The 18344-nt window shown below is 53.3% G+C and carries 12 protein-coding genes; 2 read left to right on the top strand and 10 right to left on the bottom strand.

Features of this window, described 5'->3' with window-relative positions; genetic code table 11:
• Positions 1 to 42: 42 nt before the first annotated feature.
• Complete coding sequence (locus tag AACZ40_RS20770) at positions 43 to 1821, bottom strand: hypothetical protein (RefSeq protein WP_291174730.1); 1779 nt, start codon at positions 1819 to 1821, stop codon at positions 43 to 45.
• A 369-nt stretch (positions 1822 to 2190) separates the two neighbouring features.
• Here AACZ40_RS20770 and cls point away from each other — a divergent pair, with 369 nt between their 5' ends.
• A complete protein-coding gene (gene cls, locus AACZ40_RS20765) occupies positions 2191 to 3630 on the top strand; it encodes a cardiolipin synthase (protein WP_291174733.1) in 1440 nt (479 codons plus the stop codon).
• A gap of 37 nt (positions 3631 to 3667) precedes the next feature.
• Here the strand turns inward: cls and AACZ40_RS20760 are convergent, their stop codons facing one another.
• The 4 genes from AACZ40_RS20760 to AACZ40_RS20745 form a co-directional block, all read right to left on the bottom strand.
• Positions 3668 to 4882, bottom strand: coding sequence for an anion transporter (locus tag AACZ40_RS20760; protein WP_291174736.1), 1215 nt, complete (start codon positions 4880 to 4882; stop codon positions 3668 to 3670).
• 120 nt (positions 4883 to 5002) lie between these two features.
• Positions 5003 to 6427, bottom strand: a complete 1425-nt coding sequence (locus AACZ40_RS20755) for a DUF1501 domain-containing protein (protein ID WP_339675694.1) — start codon at positions 6425 to 6427, stop codon at positions 5003 to 5005.
• Positions 6428 to 6429: 2 nt separating this feature from the next.
• Positions 6430 to 8667 (bottom strand): serine protease, encoded by a 2238-nt coding sequence (locus AACZ40_RS20750; RefSeq protein ID WP_291174742.1) that lies wholly within the window; start codon positions 8665 to 8667, stop codon positions 6430 to 6432.
• 165 nt (positions 8668 to 8832) lie between these two features.
• The gene (locus tag AACZ40_RS20745) at positions 8833 to 11079 is read right to left on the bottom strand and encodes a DUF1549 and DUF1553 domain-containing protein (RefSeq protein ID WP_291174745.1); all 2247 of its coding nucleotides are present in this window, start codon (positions 11077 to 11079) and stop codon (positions 8833 to 8835) included.
• A 316-nt stretch (positions 11080 to 11395) separates the two neighbouring features.
• On the opposite strand from AACZ40_RS20745, the gene AACZ40_RS20740 reads away from it, so the two are divergent.
• The gene (locus AACZ40_RS20740; RefSeq protein WP_291174749.1) at positions 11396 to 12265 is read left to right on the top strand and encodes a class I SAM-dependent methyltransferase; all 870 of its coding nucleotides are present in this window, start codon (positions 11396 to 11398) and stop codon (positions 12263 to 12265) included.
• 25 nt (positions 12266 to 12290) lie between these two features.
• Here AACZ40_RS20740 and AACZ40_RS20735 read toward each other — a convergent pair whose 3' ends face one another.
• The 5 genes from AACZ40_RS20735 to AACZ40_RS20715 all read right to left on the bottom strand — a co-directional run.
• Complete coding sequence (locus AACZ40_RS20735; RefSeq protein ID WP_291174754.1) at positions 12291 to 13394, bottom strand: type III polyketide synthase; 1104 nt, start codon at positions 13392 to 13394, stop codon at positions 12291 to 12293.
• Positions 13395 to 13422: 28 nt separating this feature from the next.
• Complete coding sequence (locus AACZ40_RS20730) at positions 13423 to 14586, bottom strand: FAD-dependent monooxygenase (protein WP_291174757.1); 1164 nt, start codon at positions 14584 to 14586, stop codon at positions 13423 to 13425.
• Positions 14583 to 15290 (bottom strand): methyltransferase domain-containing protein, encoded by a 708-nt coding sequence (locus tag AACZ40_RS20725; protein WP_291174760.1) that lies wholly within the window; start codon positions 15288 to 15290, stop codon positions 14583 to 14585. Before AACZ40_RS20725 ends, AACZ40_RS20730 begins: the two co-directional genes overlap by 4 nt.
• 324 nt (positions 15291 to 15614) lie before the next feature.
• The gene (locus AACZ40_RS20720; protein ID WP_291174763.1) at positions 15615 to 17054 is read right to left on the bottom strand and encodes a DUF1501 domain-containing protein; all 1440 of its coding nucleotides are present in this window, start codon (positions 17052 to 17054) and stop codon (positions 15615 to 15617) included.
• Between the two features lie 75 nt (positions 17055 to 17129).
• On the bottom strand, positions 17130 to 18344 hold a 1215-nt coding region (locus tag AACZ40_RS20715), incomplete at its 5' end, for a DUF1553 domain-containing protein (protein WP_339675687.1).

The following is an 18344-nucleotide window of genomic DNA, read 5'->3' as shown; positions in this document are numbered from 1 at the left end:
GTCCCGCCAGTATCATTACCGCCGCGACTCAAAAAGCAAGTGTCAGTTCTGCTGATTGGGTTCGATACTGACGGCGGTCCCGATTCCCGTTCTGCCATAACCGTTCCCGCAGTAGAACAGGCGTAACCGCTTGCCTTCGCGTATGACCGAGGGATACTCTACCATCTGGCTCTCCCAACCGGAACCGGTGGGGGTGAGTTGCAGATTATCTCCCGACTCGGCCCCCCGGGTCCAGAAGACCCCATCCTCTGATTCCGCGTAGCAGATGCAATAATACCCCCAGCGGGATCCAATCGCGGAATACCACATCTGAAATCCGCCCCCTTCACGCTGCAAAACAACGGGGCCAGCGACTCCCACATTTTCATAATCTCGTTCGGGATCACGCAGCATGATGGCGCCCTGCTTTTCCCAGTGAATGCCATCTTCAGACACCGCCAGACAGATAGTTTTCTGCTGATTGAGCAGGTGGGCTTTTCCAGTGGTAGGGCATCCCGTGTAATAAAAACGCCATTCCGAAGTCCCATCACTTCGCTGCACCTTCAATACGGAGCCGCCGGCAATGCCGATCGCATCGGGGCTTCCCGGTTCACCACTCCGCGCCAGCACCGGCTGAGTACTGAAACGGGACCAGTCTCTTCCTTCCTGGCTTGTCGCGAGACCGATTCCCGGAAAGGAACTGAGCCCCGTGCCCTTGCCGCTGTTTCCCGTGTAATACAAGTGCCAGCGATCGTCTGCCATTCGAATCGCATGCGGCAGGACACACCAGCGTGCATCAAATGCGCCCGGCTTGCCTTTGTCGAATAAAGGTCCACTCCGATCCCACTGTGTGAGCTGATCGGTTTTTGCTGTCACCATTCCTAACCGATGCAGACCATCGTCATCACCGCCGGCGTAGAACAGGTGGTACTCGTCAGCCTGCCTGACGACCCAGGGATTCATGCAACGTGTGGAATCGAAATTTCCCGCTGCGCGTGGCGGCAGAATGGGATTTTGTACGTCGCGTTTCCATTGAATGCGATCGCGAAGTGCTTTGAATTCCGCGGAATGGGTCAGTCTCAGCTTTACGACTTCTTTTGAACGTCGCACGATGCCCCAAAAAGTGCCAATATCACTCTGATCCCAGGCAATTCCCTGCCCGGACAGTGGCACAGCCAGCGTCTCCACATGCACCAGTTCACCAGGAGACTCTGGAACTTTCAGGACATAGACTTCCCCATGATCGTGACCGGTGGCATACAGCAGTCCGTTGGGTCCAAATGCGCCTCCCGAATTACTGTGGGGTAAAAAACGTTTCACGACGGAATCAGGAAATGTCCACTCCGCTTCCGGCTGCCATTCATCATCGTAGCGCACGATCCTGGTTTTGCGGACGTTTTCGATCTCACCATAAAATGCATAACAGACCCACCACTTCCCCCCGCGCCTATCAACCCAGTTGATGGCTCCTGCTGTCTCCGGAAACGTTAATGTCTCCAGATGTTCCAGAGTCTTCGGCTGAAAGACTTCGATCGTATTCTGAAGCGGGTTTTGAGGCCAGTTGGAATGGGCACAGTAAAGTTTTCCTCCCGTCACAATCCCGCTGTTCAAATGCCTGATGTGGGAGTCTTTCGGGCCTGTCCAGTATGCCAGCTGTTTTCCAGTAGCTTTATCGTACCGGGCCACTGCACGGCTTGAGATCGCATAGAATGCAGCTTCATCAACGGCGACTGCCTGATGTGCTTCTGATGCTTTGAATCGATCTAATTCCCGAAATCCACGTTCCGGCTTCTGGTTCGCCTGGAGGGATGCAATCTGGCTGACAAAAACGATAATCATCATCCAGAAATATCGTAGGGGAATCTTTTTCAAACGAAAGCTCGGTCTGCTCAAAGTGATATAAAACATAATTGAGTTCAAATACAATTTAATACTGGTATCTCCGCGCAGGAAGGTAACACTTCGTAGACTTAACATGATATCCAGCTCACCAGGAATTGTCTAAGTACAGCTGTCTCGATCCAGAAAACATCTCTCAAACTCTCTGCAGCATTCGCCTGTGTGGTTTCACTCAGTGACGACGCTGCTTTTCGATCAGTACAGCCTTTGGAATGCGTGTCTTGAACTCACACTGGCAATGCGGTAAGTTGCTTCTTTCGTATTCAAGACTCTTTTGCGCGGAATCTGGTCCGCATTGGCAGGGAACATTTAATGGACGCAGCCACGATCGCGGTGCTGATTCATATTTCGCTTGAAATCCTGGTGATCATGCGCGTCATTCTGAGGCCGCATCGTGAACCGACATCGCGGCTGGCCTGGATCGTTGTTGTCGTCACATTGCCTGTTATTGGCATCCTTGCCTACCTGCTGCTGGGAGAAGTCAATATCGGACGCCGCCGCGTCGCCCGCATGCAGAAGGTCATCGACAGCCTGCCAAAATTAAGCAACGACACCTGTCCTCAGGAAACATTGCAGGCACAGATTCCTGATATCTATGACCATCTGTTTCGTGTCGGACGTTCCATCAGTGGCTATTCCCCGGTGGGGGGAAATAGCGGGCAACTGTTGGCGGATTCCAATACCACGATCAACAGGATGGTGGAAGATATTGATTCCGCGCAAGACCACGTGCACCTGCTGTTTTATATCTGGTTACCCGATCAGAACGGCTGTAAAATTATCGACGCGCTGAAACGCGCGGCTGAGCGTGGTGTGAAATGTCGCGCCATGGTGGATGGACTGGGTTCCCGGATCCTGATTAAATCACCTTACTGGAATGAAATGACAGCCGCCGGCATACATACCGCGGTCGCCTTGCCGATTGGAAATCCCCTGCTCCGTCCGTTTGTGGGACGCATCGATCTGCGTAATCACCGTAAAATTGTGGTCATCGATCACAACATCACCTACTGTGGAAGTCAGAACTGCGCCGACCCGGAGTTTCGCATCAAACCCAGGTACGCCCCCTGGGTGGATGCGGTCATTCGGTTTCAAGGCCCCGTAGCGCGTCAGAACCAGCATCTGTTTATCAGCGACTGGATGACGTACGTTGACGAAGACCTGTCTTCACTGTTAAGCACTCCCATCACGCCGGCGGAAACAGGATTGCCGGCCCAGGTAGTGGGGACCGGGCCCACCGTTCGCTATTCTGCAATGCCCGAACTGTTTGAATCGCTGATTCATTCGGCGCGTCGCGAACTGGTTATTACCACGCCTTATTATGTTCCGAACGAATCGATGCAGGATGCCATCTGTGCAACCGCATACCGGGGAATTGATACGAAAATTATTTTCCCGGCACGCAATGATTCGCGGATCGTCGGTGCTGCCAGCCACAGTTATTATGAAGAACTGCTGCAGGCAGGGGTAAAAATCTATGAATATGAGGGGGGGCTGCTGCATACGAAATCATTGACGCTGGATGGCGATGTCACTTTAATCGGTTCTGCAAACATGGATCGTCGCAGTTTTGACCTCAATTACGAAAACAACATTCTGTTTTATGATCCCGCCTTGACCCAAAGTATCCGGGAACGTCAGCAGGAATATATGGCCGCTTCAAAAGAAGTCACAGCAGAAGCAGTCGCCGCCTGGAGTATGGCACGTCGCCTCAAAAATAACGCCATCGCCATGCTGGGACCGGTTCTGTAACAGATCAGAACCAGCGGCTTCGAAAAACAGAATTGCATTAACCGATCATTCGAAGCCAGATCCAGGCCACTGCTAACGTGATGATCGTCACCGGGACTCCCACACGTGCATGAGTTTTGAAGTCAATCTTAATCCCCGCCAGTCGGGCCGATTCGACAACGATGATATTCGCAACACTGCCCACGATAATAAAATTGCCCGCCAGGGTACTGCTCAATGCCAGTACAGGCCCCATTTCCGCGCCAGGTGACAACGGCAACAGCAGCATGATCGCGGGCACATTCGAAACCAGGTTGCTCAAAATCGCAGTCGAAAGAAATAGCGTCGCGGGATTTTCCAGTGAGATCCCGGCCGCGTGCGAACGTGCCATCATCCACTCCATCCCCCCTGCCAGTTGAAAAGCCTGGTTGACTATGAACAGACTGATAAACAGCACCAGCAGCGGCCAGTCAACCAGTCCCATCACATTGCGGGAATAAAACGTGCGGCTGAATAATAGAATTCCCGCCGCCCCCAAAGCCAGTAATTCGCGAGGCCAGGGAGCCAGCATGAACCCCAGCACCAGCAGAATTAACACCACCAGCCCTTTTCCGGTCTGCCAGGAATTAAACGGATTCTCGACTTCCTCCGAAACCGCTGCAGACTCGATATACCATTGCCCCTGGTACTGGTAAACGATCACAGCCCATAAGATGATCAGGCCCAGCAGACAGGGAGGGAATGCCGTCAGCAGATAGCCGTTGAATGACAGGTTTAACGATTCACCGATCAGGATGTTCTGCGGGTTCCCGATTAAAGTCGCCGCACTCCCGATATTCGCAGCACATGCCAGCGCGATCAGAAAGGGGATCGGATTCAGTTTTTTTCTCAAGCAGAGTTGAGACAGAATCGGCGTCACCGCCAGGCAGACAACATCATTAGTAAGGAAGGCACTCAAAGCACCTGCAAAACCAGTCACAGATGCCAGCAAGAGAGGCGGAGACAGGTCATGCATCACGATTCGGTTCGTAATATGACCATAAAAGCCGCCCAGCCTGAGTTGAGCCGAGATCACCATCATGCCAAACAAGAGGGCCAGCGTCGGCACATCAATCGACTCAAGCGCCTCCTGTTCGGTCAGACCTTTCGCCGCCAGCAGAATGAGAGCCCCCAGTAAGGCGGCCCCCGTCCGATCCACTTTTAAACCGGGAATTCCCCCCAGCAGCATACTGAGATAGACGCAGACATAGATCGCGATAATCAATGCATTCATTGCAGAGAGGGGCTCCGTCCGGGATCAGATACAGCAGGCGCAACACGTGCGCAGATTATAAGCCGCAGATTATAAGCCAGAAACGGCGCAGCAATCAACCAGCGTCAATCACGATCAGGTTTAACCAATCAACTCCGGAATCGGTTTACCCTGATCGGCAATAATAGGAGTCGGACGACCATTAAAGTCTTCGATAAACACACTGGAGGAATCGATGCCCAGATGATGGTATATGGTCGCCAGGAAATCACCCGCGCCACAGATCCGTTCAACGGAATCTTCGCCCAGTTTGTCACTCGCACCGATAAAGCGTCCGGTCTCAATACCGCCGCCTGCCCAGATATTCGAAAAAGCACGAGGCCAGTGGTCTCGACCAGGCTGTTTCGTCCCGGCTGGAGCACTGGCATTGCCTTCCCCGGTACTGGGCTGATAATTCACTTTCGGAGTCCGTCCGAATTCACCCGTGACGACGACCAGCACACGCTCATCCAGCCCCCGGTCATAGATATCTTCGATCAACGCCGAGACCGCCTGATCGTAGGCTTGCGAACGGAACCGCATCGCATCAAACACGTGATGATTCACGGCGTGATCGTCCCAGTTCTGCCCCCGACCACACAACGGTCCACTCAAACTGGTGGAGATCACATCCACGCCTGCTTCCACCAGACGTCGTGCCATCAGTAACTGCTGCCCCCAGGTGTTGCGGCCGTAGCGATCTCGGGTACGGTCATCTTCCTGGCTCAAATCAAATGCATCTTTTGCTTTGGGGTTGGTCAGCAATGTCATGGCCTGCGTTTCAAACTCATCCAGTGCCTGCAGTTCCCCTGCCTGGTCGAACGAGCGTTCCAGGGTATCAAGCTTCTGCCTGAGTGTCGCGCGACGATCGAGCTGCTTGACTTCGGCCTGATTCGACAGACCAATATTGGGAACCGTAAAGTTTGGTTGATTGGGATCCCCGGAAACCGTGAAAGGACCGTAGGCATCCCCCAGGTAGGCTCCCCCTACACGTTGAGATGAAAAGTTGATGCCCACATAAGGTGGCAGCGGATTTTTGCGCGGACCTTCTTTGGAACGCAGATAATTGGTGACCGACATCCAGTCTGGATATTTGGGAATTTCCTTGTCGCGACGGTCAGTATCACCGGTCAGCATTCGCAGTGTTCCCGCGGGATGCCCGGGACTGTCATGACGCATGGAACGCAGCACGGTAAACTTATCAGCAATTTTTGCCTGCATCGGCAGCAGCTCGGTAAAGTTCATCCCCGGCACATTGGTCGGGATCATCCCGAACGGGCCCCGGTATTCAATGGGAGCGGCTGGCTTGGGATCATACGTATCGATGTGAGAACAACCGCCCGGTTGCCAGACCATAATGACGGCAGTCTTTTTCTTTTGATTGGGCAGAGGATTCGCTGCCTGCAATCGCAGAATGCCGGGAAGACTGAGGGAAGCAAAACCAGCCAGGCCCATTTTGAGAAAGCCACGACGAGTTTCCGGCCCCGGACACGGATGAACTGTGGATGCATGAAACGGATCGGTCATCACTATTTCGCCTTCTTAGCTGGATTGACGCGAATGGAAATCGGCCTGGAAAAGATGATATCAACAATGTCTTTCGGCTTGGCTTTAGCAGTTGCTCGCTGTAACTGTTTATCGGCTTTTGTCACCGCCGCCTGAGCTGTTTTTGCTTTCGCAACCGCTTCTTTGGCTGCTGCATCGCCTTGCTTCTGCAATTTCTCGGCTTCGGCAGCCAGAGTGGTCGCCGCCTGTTGTGCCTGTTTCAATTCTGTTTCTGCCAGGGCAACTGCATTCGGGTTATCCCGATATTTCACCACCGCATATCCGCCGAAAGCGATTTTGTATTCACCGGGAGGCGTTTTCAGAGTCGCCAGGTCCAGAACTGCTTCGGACGCGTCGGCCTTTAACGGAGCATCGAAGGCTTTATTTCGGTCAAAACCTTCGCCATAGGTATTCAAGGTGATATTGGCACCCGAAAATTCGCTGCGGCGATCATGCTTGAGCGGGATGGTCAGCTTTTCACCGGCTGTCACTTCCCAGACTTTCTCTTCCGCAGGAGCGATGGTGATCGGTGCCTGTTCTGAAGTGCAGACAGAAACGGGTACGTCGGCCATCAGGCGTGGGCTGGGGACTTCGCTCCAGGCATTTTTTACAGGCCACTGCATGGAAGCCAGGGCACACGGACGTGTAACGACCTGATCATTGATGGTGGCCCGACCGAAGAATTTCGCGCTGGTTAAACCCCGGGGCGCCCCTGCGGCTGCAGAGATCAGCATGGTGCCTCTTGATTTTCCCTTACCAATCTTCAGCCCGGTCGCAGTCACACCCTCTGGCAGATTTTCCATGAACAGTTCTATTTCCCCGTCGAAGCCATCACGCCGAACCACAACCACTTCCAGAGGCATGGTAGCGCCGCCCCGTAAGGCAATTGGCTTGGAGAGGGCATTCCGGTCGCCATTTCGCAGGTTCATATGCAGCGCCCAGCCCACCAGGGCAAAATCGGGAGCCGCCTTGCGGATCACGAGTCGATAAATATTTTTCGCATCGTTACGGGTCCCACCAAACAGATCCCGGATCTGCAGATGATGTACCCCGTCCTGCTTAATTTCGACTTTCCCGATGATATCTGAGGACCCGGCATTATAAGGAGGGCCGTTATAGGAATAGCCATTACTGGAAACCTTGACCGGGCTGGGGATGTCGCTGAGTTCTACGAGATCGGTAATTTTCAGTTCCGATCCCGTCCCGCTGACATGCTGTACCACAATCGATGGATCGGTGGGACGACCCAGTCGCTCAGAGGCGACTTCGACCCACCAGACTTCCCCTTTTTTCGCGGTAAATTCAAAAGTATCGACGTCGGCAGCGGGAAAGAAACTGCCACTGATATCACAGGGCAGAGTGATTTTTTGTGCTTCCGCGCGGGCATTATTCGGTTCCGTTTCCGGTTTGAGCGTTTCATCTGTCAGCCCGGCAGGAGGCCATGAGAAAGCGCTGACTTCTTTGATGGAAGGCATGCGGGGAACAATCTCATCGCGGGCGACATTCTTCACTGCCAGGCGATAAAAATGAAAAGGGCCGCCATCATAGGTTAAACCGTGTACCTTAATCACGTATTTGCCGGACTCGGGAACCTTAAAATCAAGCATTCCGCCACGTCGTTCTACCACCAGATCCATTCCACGCTCATCGGCAATGATTACTACCGGATCGAGTTTGGAATCGATGCCTTTCGCGGCACAGTCGACAATCACACGTTGATCCTTACCGGCTTCAAACGTGTAATGGTCGATCTTCTGTCTGGACATGACCGCGTTGCAGATCGAATTCAGTTCCAGCTTCTTTGCGGTTTCCAATGTGGTATTCGCCGCAGTCTGTGACGTTTCAGGCAGACGGCCGACATTGAACGCGCGGCAGGAGGAAACGCCGAGCCGCGTCATCACGCGGGCTTCATGGATTCCCAGTGGAAAGTCCTGGGCAATGGTAATGGTATATTTATTGGGGACCGGTAAACCGTCTTTGTCCACACTCGGGACTGCCGTGATTCCCGGATGCGAGAAACTGAGCTCATCGGCATCCTCAATGTCTTCGCCTGAAATGGTCACTTCAAAGGTGGTCCCCGCCTGCCCTCCCATGGGCATCGTCGTCAATAACCGGGGCGCGGGTAGACAGACCAGTTGTGCCTGTGCCGTCGCTGAAACCAGGCAAAGCACTGCCAGGCAGACCCCTGTCACAAGTGAGAACTGCAGTCGAACGTATTTCATATTTCCCGGCCTCTATTGTACTGGTTTCAAATTCGTTGATCGTGAGAGAAATTATGCTTTATCAAGCTGGATACTGAGAGTCAGGGGTGTTGTTTACGTGCTCCGTTGTCGCACTCTCGTAATATCTGTCAACCCAAAATTTAAAAATGACACTCCACTAAATGATCAGTGATTAAACAAAAATTCCTTGGTATTCATCAGAGCCCAGATCAGGTCCTGGTAGTCTTTTGAAGTCGGTGTTTTCTTCGCATCCGGTTTCGTTTTTTCGTCAGCAACCGGCGTCGTCAGAAACTGCACTGCTGTCTGTAATTCTTCGGGCTGTGGCTTGCGGGCAAAAGCGATGAGATACAACTCGTTGACTTTTTGCTCCACAGGTTTATCAGCTTCTTTCGCCAGTTGAGCGGCACGACCATTGGCGGCCGCCAGCTTGGATTTCATCTCGGAGGAGTTAATCAGATGCAGACTCTGCGCCAGACTCGAAGACTGCACCCGCTCGCATTCACAGACGCTGGCACTGTTGGGACGGCCAAACACCTTCAGAAATGCCGAAGCGTTCGTGTAGCTGTTATCCGGCAAGGCGATCGCACGAGTTCCCGGAGGCAAATTTGCAAACGCGGTTGTCGAGCCAGCCAGCTGATCGACCGAGTCCAGCAGGACTTCCGCCTGGAGACGACGAGGATAGAACCGCGAATAATTCTGGCGATCCTGCAGGTTATATTCATTCGGCATTGAACTCAGCTGATAGGTATGCGACTGCGTAATCAACTTAATCAGTTGCTTCAGATCAAAGCCCGAGTTGATAAAATGCTCTTCCAGGGCCGCCATCAGTTCCGGATTGGAGGGGGGATTCGTATCCCGGATATCATCTTCCGGTTCGATCAATGCCCGTTTGAAAAAATGTTTCCAGTAGCGGTTCACCAGGGCTTTGGCAAAGAAGGGATTGTCTTGGGAACTCATCCAGTTACCCAATCGCAGCCGGGGATCTTCATCGGGAGAAATTTCGCCGATGTCATCGCCCAGTGCCATCGGTTTGAGCATCTCACCCGATTTTACGTTCTTTGCCTGGGCAACACCGCGCTGATGAAAGATCAGATCTTCCCCCTGGGTTCCGGTCGGCTTGCGTCCAATCTGTGAGAAGAAAGCAGCCAGACTGTAATAATCATCCTGGCTCCAGCGTTCAAAGGGATGGTGATGGCATTGTGCACATTGCATCCTCACTCCCAGAAACAGCTGGGCAATATCTTCCAGCTGATCTTTGGGATCTTTCACGCGTTTGTACCAGGCAACAGGTGGATTTGTGACAACGGTTCCGGTCGCTCCCAGCAGCTCGCGAACCAGTTGGTCATAGGGAACATTGGCCAGCAGGCTGTCACGAATCCAGGCATGAAATGCGAAGTTGGAAGTGATATCGTTAGCGGCATCACGACGATTTTTCAGGAGCGGTGTCCACTTGGAAGCGAAGTAGTCTGCATAGTTGGGACTTCGCAGCAGACGTTCCACAACCTCATCCCGTTTTTTGGGATCGGTACTTGCCAGAAACGATTCGGTTTCTTCCCGGGTAGGAAAGCGACCACAAATATCCAGAGTCACGCGACGTAAAAATGTCTGATCATCACAGACCGGTGAGGGGGGAATTCCCAGTTCTTTCAGATTGGCGAAGACATGACGGTCGACCATATTCTTTTCCGTAGGCACTTCCTGAATCGGTGCCCCCAGTGGAATTGACGCTGTGAAAACCGCAATCTTCCCCTGGTAGCGAACCATCACCGCCACCTTACCGGGAATGTCATGAACTTTGACAACACCTTCCTCGGTCGCTTCTGCCATCGACTTGATGTTCGATTCATAGAGCGCGACTTCAGTCACATCACGAACACTGCCGTCCGAGTATTTTGCGATCGCCTTGAGCTGGCGGGTCTCACCCATATTGACGACACCACGTTCGGGCTCCACTTCTACCGATTCCAGTGTCGGCTCGTTCCCGGTTGAATAATGAGCCCCCTCTGCGATCCAGCGCTGGATCACCTGGTAACCTTCTGAATCGCGCGGAAGACGAATGCCGCCACCATGGGGCGTTTCGTTCGATGCTTTCGTCAGCAGCAGGCTCTTTTCAGGAACCGAGGGAAACAGCCGACGCCCCTGCGCTTCCTTGACCAGGCTGTCATAATCATCCAGGGTTTCAAATCCCAGCAGGGACAGTTGAAAGCCATTCTGCCCACCACCGGCTTTCGCGTGACAGACACCCATATTGCAACCCGCTTTAGTCAATACAGGTACAACATCATTGACAAAACTGACCGGGGAGTTTTTTTCTTCTGCTTTTAACGCGTCCGTAAAACAGCTCAGAAGAATTACAACCGGGAAGCAGAAAACGAACAGACGTATTGAAGCAGTATTATGCAATGTGTTCATGTCGATTCTGATTGAGGTGGGAAGGTTTCGTAGGGGGGATACTAAAATAGCGTCATCTCTATCTATAATATATATAAAACCATACAGATACGACCGGCTGTTGTCAATAAATAAGTTTCATTTAGGTACAGGGTGCGTGTCCATGCTTCCACCACATCAAACCTGTTATTTATGGCAGATTTAAGATATTACATGCCATCCTCTGTCTTGATGGAAATCCCTGATTCAGCGGCTTTTTGTTTGTGAGTTTGGTTTTAAAAGATACCATATCTTTTGCTGAACCAGCCGTTTATCCAGAGAAATATGGTGAGATTACATGATCAGTTGCCCCACCGTTCAAAAAAACGTCATTCGCAGCCATTACAATCTGACGACACTCTTCTATCGCCTCCTCTGGGGACGCCACATTCATCATGGATTGTGGGACGAGCCTGACAGTGCCTCAGAAAGTCAAATTGATTATGGAAAATCTTCTGCGATCGCCCAGCAACAGTTAACCGAAACACTCGCGGAGCTGCTGGCTGTTCAACCAGATGCAGACCTGCTGGATGTGGGCTGTGGTATGGGGGGCTCGTCAATTCATCTGGCCAAAACCTTCGGCTGCCAGGTGACTGGCATCACTCTCAGCCCGGTTCAGCGCCGCTGGGCTGCGCTGGAAGCACGCTGTCGAGGTCAACAGCAACGGACGCAATTCCTGTGTCAGGATGCTGAAACCGCAGTCTTTCCTGAAGCCTCCTTTGACCATGTCTGGAGCATTGAATGCACAGAGCATCTGTTTGATAAACAGGCCTTTTTCAATAAAGCAGCCAGCTGGTTGCGACCGGGGGGCAGCATGGCGATCTGTGCGTGGCTGGCGGGAGATCAACTGGAAACAGAAGAAGCGCGACAGCAGGTTTATGATGTCTGTGAAGGATTTTTCTGTCCTTCGCTGGGAAGCGCCGCTGATTATCAGTCCTGGATGGAAAATGCGGGACTGGAATTCCAGGCATATCATAACTGGACCACTCGCGTCGCCCAGACCTGGGAAATCTGTCAACAGCGTGTGCAGAAAACCGGTGTCCGCTGGCTGGCTCGACTCATTGATCGCAACACGGTGATGTTTCTGGACCGTTTTGAAACCATTTTAAAAGCCTATGAATCGGGGGCAATGCAATATGGATGCTTTATCGCCCGCAAGCCGTTGTGAGTTTGAATGTGCTGACTGACAGAAACTATTTCACCAGGGCCGCTTCAATCGTCAGGCCGGGGCCAAAACCCAGCATCACACAAGGACGTGCTGCCTGAGCCGCCTGCAGACGCTGCAGAATAAACAGCACCGTCGGCGAAGACATGTTGCCGAACTCGGAAAGGATCTCGCGCGAAGGCGCCAGCTTCTCTTCCTCAAACCCGACCGCGTCTGCTACCACCGTCAGAATGCGGGGGCCCCCCGGATGAATGGCCCAGCTGCCAACCTCTTCAATTCGGATCCCCTGACCGGCCAGCCAGTTCTCCAGCCAGGGACGTAATCGAGCCTTGATCAGATCCGGTATCTGGGGAGACAACGTCATTTCAAATCCATGATCTCCAATCCGCCAGCTCATCATCTCTTCGGAATCCGGAACCACAGTAGAACCGGAGGCAACTAACTCCCATTGTTCGCCGGAACGGCTTTGTGACTGTTTCCCGACCACAGCGGCCGCTCCATCTGCGAACAGGGCATTCGCCACGATTTTATCAGGACACCAGCCATACTGCTGATGCAGGCTGCAGACCTCGACCGCACAGACGACCACACAGGCTGAAGGGTCGTTATCCGTAAACGACTTTGCCACACGCAATCCATTCAGCGCGCCATGACAGCCCATAAAGCCAATATGCGTCCGGGAAACATCGGGAGAAAATCCAGGCTGCTTCAATACCTGCAGATCAAAACCCGGGGCGCTGAAACCACTGCAGGACACAGTCACCAGTTGAGTCACTTCAGCCGGATCGACATTCGCAGAATTCAATGCTCGCTCGACAGCTTCTCTCGCAAGAGTCGCCGCATGTTTTTCGTATTCCTGCATGCGCTGCGAAGTGGCGGGCCCCAGATCAACGGGAGAATCGGCTGGCTGATAAAATGTCTGCCTGACAGCTTCTTCACCGGAGCTGTTTTCCAGAACAACGCTGTGTCGTCTCTTGACTCTCGCGCGTCGATAAAGCACCGGCAGCAAACGCCGCTGCTGTTCTGTGGATTCAGAATGACAGGAGAGCGCCTGGGCGTGAACTGCCGCCTCCGACTGCAAAATCGAATGCTCTGGATTCGTCGTTCCAATTCCCAATATTTCAAAACTCATAAATGCTCTTTAGATACGGTCAGATTTTTTAATGATTCAGGCGGGCGACGATCGGTCGCGCCATGCCGGGAAACAGATGAAACAGTCGCACTCCCCAGCTCACAGCACTGGGCGATCGCAGCAGGCGTGCCAGCCAGCGACACCAGAACAGACGGTCATCCGTCAGCGCAGCATGGGTGCGTAACCATTTTTGTTCCAGCGTGGAATTCCAGTGAGCCAAGCCTTCCGGCACCAGTTGTGCGACAGCCATGCCTTCCGTGATCGCGTTCGCCATCCCTTCTCCGGTAAACGGTTCCAGATAACCGGCGGCATCTCCCAGCACAAACAACCGGTCACCCACCGGGCGCAGGGTTTTCCGGGTAACAGGCAGTGTTCCCTTGAAACTGCACTGATGCATCTCCGGCAAAATGGCAGAACCGGACTCTCTCAGGATCTGTAACACCGCGTTTGCAGGACCGGCACATTGTTTGATAAAATCCCGATCAATGGCAGCTGCCAGGTTCAGGTTCTCGCCTTCCACTCGCACCAGGCCTGCATAACCCGACCTGTGGATCGCCATGTGAATCATCCCCGCCGGATATGCTGCATGATCTTTCACAGTAAATGCGGCACCAACGCCGATCCGCGAATCCGGGGCGACCTGCATGTCAAAGCCCGCACAGTTTTGCAGACTGGGATGTCCCAGCCCGTCTGCGGCCAGAATTATTTTTGCAGACGCTGAACCGGCGGTTTGTCCCTGGCAACAAAGTTCGACGGTTCGCGATGTCTGATTTTCTGAAGTACCGACCAGCATCGCGGAGGTCTCCTGTAAAAATTCAGCGCCTGCGTCGATCGCCGACTGAACCAGTTGCGTATCGAAGACTTCGCGCGAGACCGCCAGCCCCCCTGGCAACGTTACGACTGCATCACGTCCCTGGTACTGCATACGGAATTGGGTTAAAGGCACAGCTCCCGCAGATGACAGCAGATCACCCAGACCGATCTGCTGCAACGCAGTGATGGCCCGCTGATTCAGACAACAGCCACACACTTTGTACCGGGGAAAAGTTTTACGTTCGACCAGAAGAATCCGCAGATTCTGTCGTGCCAGCTGTAACGCCGCCACTGCGCCAGCAGGTCCTGCACCAATCACGATGACATCCCAGTTCTGCCTGCAGGCTGCCTCCAGGTTGAGAGAGCTGGTCAGAATCATATTCGACTCCACTTCAGCAACCAGCGTTGAGGCCAGTGAGAGGTGATCTGAAAACCGGTCAGCCCCGCCTTTTCAGCCAACGCCGTGACTTCAGCCTCCGTAAACGCGCCTGCCACTGAGAGCGGCCCATCAGTATGAACGACCGGGGATCGTGTTAATATTCGGCAGGCACTCCAGGCCAGAGAGTATCCGAGCCGCGACCGCCGAAGATCATTCACCAGGATCAATTCCCGGGTGGAACGCGCCATGATTTCCAGAAGCTGTTGCGCAGGCTCTTCATCCAGATGATGCAGAAACAGCGAGCACATTACGACGTCATATTGTTTATCCAGAGATTCCGAGAGCACATCGCATTCAAAAAAACGGACCTGCTTCAATCCCCGCTGTGCTGCCTGCTGTGTGGCATACCGGACCGCGAACGGACTGATATCGCAACCATCAACTTCAACAGGAATACCCGCGCGTTCCGCCCGGGCAGCGATGCTGAGCGCAACATCTCCCCCACCGCTGGCAATATCCAGTATCTGCAGGGGTTTTCCCGCTCGGTTTCCGGCCAGTTCAAGAATGGCGGGCCACACGATTGCGTCACTGCGGCTCCACCAGTTGATTCGCCTCAATCCCGCTAAAGCACGGCAATGCTCGTCTTCAGACAGTCCGGGCTGATCCATCAATTCCGGTTCTCTCTGGCGAATTTGAAATTTCATGAGCTGGTCAATTCATGTCGACTTCTGATCTCTGACGTTCCGTGAAAACCTGATCACAGGCTCTGTAAACTCAAGTTATTCTGTCATGCATCCTGAGCCGACATCATAGAGCACAAGACATTTTCAGGACAATCCTCTTACTCGAGAATCTGGGCGAATACCCCGAACTGAACCGGGATCGAAACGAATACATAAGAGCTGGTCTACGGGTCAGCCCAGCCAGTTTGTCGCACTCATCAGAAATCCTGTTACTCGGTGGTCTATTTCACCCGCTTAACCCAGGTCCGGAAGTACGCATCAGGGAATGCTGGAGAGATTCAAACGTTAACTCATGATTTCAGAGACGATCCGTGCCGGGCGACCGCTGGTAATGATTTGCTCCTGGCCGTTATGGTGATAGAGCAACTGCTGATAATCGAGCCCAAACAGACGCATGACGGTGGCCTGGAAATCATTGGGGGTCACTATATTTTCTACCGCCTTATGACCGAACTCGTCTGTTTTACCGAAGGTCATTCCGCCTTTAATTCCCCCTCCCGCCAGCCAGATACTGAAACCCTGACCGTTATGATCACGGCCCACAGTTTTAGGATCTCCCAGGCTCTGGGTCACAGGCAGTCGTCCAATTTCCCCACCCCAGTGCACCAGTGTCGTCTCCAGCATACCCCGTTGTTTCAGGTCTTTTACCAGGGCCGCCGCTGGTTGGTCGGTGCGTTCACAAATCGCAGGTAAACCGGTCGTGAGATGATTATGATTATCCCAGGGCTGGCCTCCCAGAAAGAGTTGCACAAACCGCACTCCGCGTTCCACCAGACGTCGCGCGATCAGGCAACGTGTTCCGTACTCCTGAGTTTTGGGATTATCCAGTCCATACAACTCCTGAGTCGCTTTGGTCTCCTGCGACAGATCGAGTGCTTCACGGGCAGAAGTCTGCATCCGCGCCGCCAGTTCATAACTTGAGATTCGCGCTTCGAGATCCGATTCGTGAGGATGCTGCTCGTAATGTCGCCGATTGAGCGTCTGCAGCAGTTCCAGATTCTGCTGCTGCAGGGAACCCTGGAGATGTGCCGGCGCATCCAGGTTCAAAATCCGGGGCTCTTTAGGTCGCAGTACGGTCCCCTGGAATAGCGACGGCATGAATCCGTTTGACCAGTTCGTGACACCATCCACGGGCAGTCCCCCCGGATCGGTTAATACCATATAAGCCGGAAGATTTTGTGATTCCGAACCTAATCCGTAAACCAGCCACGATCCCAGGTTCGGCCGCCCCAGGACACCCGGGATCCCCCCGTGAAAATAACGGATTGAGACTTCATGACCATTCGCCCCCGTCTGCATGGAACGGATCACGCACACATCGTCCACGACTTCCGCCAGACCAGGAAGTAGCTCAGACAGCTCGGTTCCACACTCACCATGTTTGCGAAACTTCCAGGGACTGCCCAGTAACGCTTTGCTGGCCTGTTTAACAAAGCTGTATTGAATATCGCCTTTAAATTCCGTGCCGTCATATTTGGTGAGTTCCGGCTTCGGATCTGTCAGATCCATATGCGAAGGGCCGCCATGCTGAAATAGCGAGATCATGGCTTTGGCCTGTGGTACAAATGGCGCCTGCTTGGGAGTCAGATCGAAATGGGGCTGTTTGACAGGGACATTCTTAGGGCGTGCCAGAAGTTGGTCCTGCTTGAGTAACCAGGCCAGTGCGACAGTGCCAATGCCCATCGCGTTTTCTGCCAGAAACTGTCGTCTACTGAAATGTGTCATCAGTCATTTACCAGAGTAAAAGAAACTCGAATGTCTTTCGCGAGAGGGTTTCAGAGTAAAGCCTCACCGCAATCACTAATCGACATATAAAAATTCGTTGGAACTCATCAGCGCCTGGCACAGATTCGTCATCACCTGTCGCCCGGGAGTCACGTCTTTGGGAAGCTGTTCGGGATGCTGTTGCAGATAGACGAGCTGACTGTTGATAAAACGGGTTACCAGCAGCAGTTCCTCTGGCGAGGGTTGTCGACACAGAGCCAGCTCAAATGCATAAGCTGCCTGGGCCGACAGGTTTTTCTGTTCTGGTTCCGGGCCTCGAAAATCAGCCGCAGAATCCCACTTGTGGACTCCCCCCTGCTCGTTCTGCAAAGAGACTTGAACCGTCCAGGAAAAAGAGTCAAAACCCACATCGTTCTGTTTGCAGTCTGCGATGAAGTCAATCGTATCGCCCTGTTGTACGGCAAGAGAACTGACGGTGGTATCCACAGACTGATTTTTAATCTCCCACTGTCCGGCCAGTCCCGAACGGCTGGAAAGGACCAGCGCCCGCACGCCATTCCCATGGTCGCTGCCATGTTGAAATTTTCCTGCGACAGTCAATGTTCCTGAGGCAGGTGCCGTCCAGCGACGGATGGCAACATACTGGCTCGCAGGATGCCCGCCCCCCGCATTCAACGTCACCCAGCCTAATGCCGGATCCGGAAGTTGCGGACCGCCCTGCCAGCTGGAACCAGTCCAGTGGGGCAGCGCTGTATAAGCAAGCTTCGGCGTTGCCGATTCATCCAGTTTCCCATAACCATAACTCCACACCGGTCTGACGGACGGCGGGATTCCAGGCAGCGATGCCAGCACATCCGGCTTGAGTTCCGGTGCTTCCCGCGACAGTCGTTCCGCCAGCTTCGCGGATTGTGAAAGGATAAAACTGCCGTTCATCAGCATCAGAGACTGGGTAGCAACAGTCGAACTGGAACGCCGCTCACAGTTGATCTCCATCACCGGTGCATCAAATGTCTGCAGCATCCCTACCGGCTGACTGCGACGCGCCTGGATATACAGACTCCGACGGAGTTGATCGCCGGAAACGACAACCTGACCGAAATCGTCTTCTTTAATTTCCACCGGGGCACCATATAATTGTGGGGCCAGCACACCGGAAGCGGCCAGCATGCGATCTCGCAGTGTTTCTGCTTCCAGGCGGACAATTGGTTTACGCCATAAGAAATGGTTTTCCGGGTAAATCGATTCCTTACTCGGATCCGGCGCGCCTGCCTGTCGGTATGCCGTCGATAA

Origin of the sequence: uncultured Gimesia sp. (assembly GCF_963972345.1) — a bacterium.
In the GTDB taxonomy this organism is placed as follows: Bacteria; Planctomycetota; Planctomycetia; order Planctomycetales; family Planctomycetaceae; genus Gimesia.
The sequence above is the reverse complement of the archived record's forward strand: the minus strand, read 5'-3'. Positions and strand labels throughout refer to the sequence as shown.

Bases quoted from the DNA above. Each gene is read 5' to 3' on its own strand.
- AACZ40_RS20770 (WP_291174730.1), bottom strand. From the start codon at position 1,821: ATGATGATTATCGTTTTTGTCAGCCAGATTGCATCCCTCCAGGCGAAC.
- cls (WP_291174733.1), top strand. From the start codon at position 2,191: ATGGACGCAGCCACGATCGCGGTGCTGATTCATATTTCGCTTGAAATC.
- AACZ40_RS20760 (WP_291174736.1), bottom strand. From the start codon at position 4,882: ATGAATGCATTGATTATCGCGATCTATGTCTGCGTCTATCTCAGTATG.
- AACZ40_RS20755 (WP_339675694.1), bottom strand. From the start codon at position 6,427: ATGACCGATCCGTTTCATGCATCCACAGTTCATCCGTGTCCGGGGCCG.
- AACZ40_RS20750 (WP_291174742.1), bottom strand. From the start codon at position 8,667: ATGAAATACGTTCGACTGCAGTTCTCACTTGTGACAGGGGTCTGCCTG.
- AACZ40_RS20745 (WP_291174745.1), bottom strand. From the start codon at position 11,079: ATGAACACATTGCATAATACTGCTTCAATACGTCTGTTCGTTTTCTGC.
- AACZ40_RS20740 (WP_291174749.1), top strand. From the start codon at position 11,396: ATGATCAGTTGCCCCACCGTTCAAAAAAACGTCATTCGCAGCCATTAC.
- AACZ40_RS20735 (WP_291174754.1), bottom strand. From the start codon at position 13,394: ATGAGTTTTGAAATATTGGGAATTGGAACGACGAATCCAGAGCATTCG.
- AACZ40_RS20730 (WP_291174757.1), bottom strand. From the start codon at position 14,586: ATGATTCTGACCAGCTCTCTCAACCTGGAGGCAGCCTGCAGGCAGAAC.
- AACZ40_RS20725 (WP_291174760.1), bottom strand. From the start codon at position 15,290: ATGAAATTTCAAATTCGCCAGAGAGAACCGGAATTGATGGATCAGCCC.
- AACZ40_RS20720 (WP_291174763.1), bottom strand. From the start codon at position 17,054: ATGACACATTTCAGTAGACGACAGTTTCTGGCAGAAAACGCGATGGGC.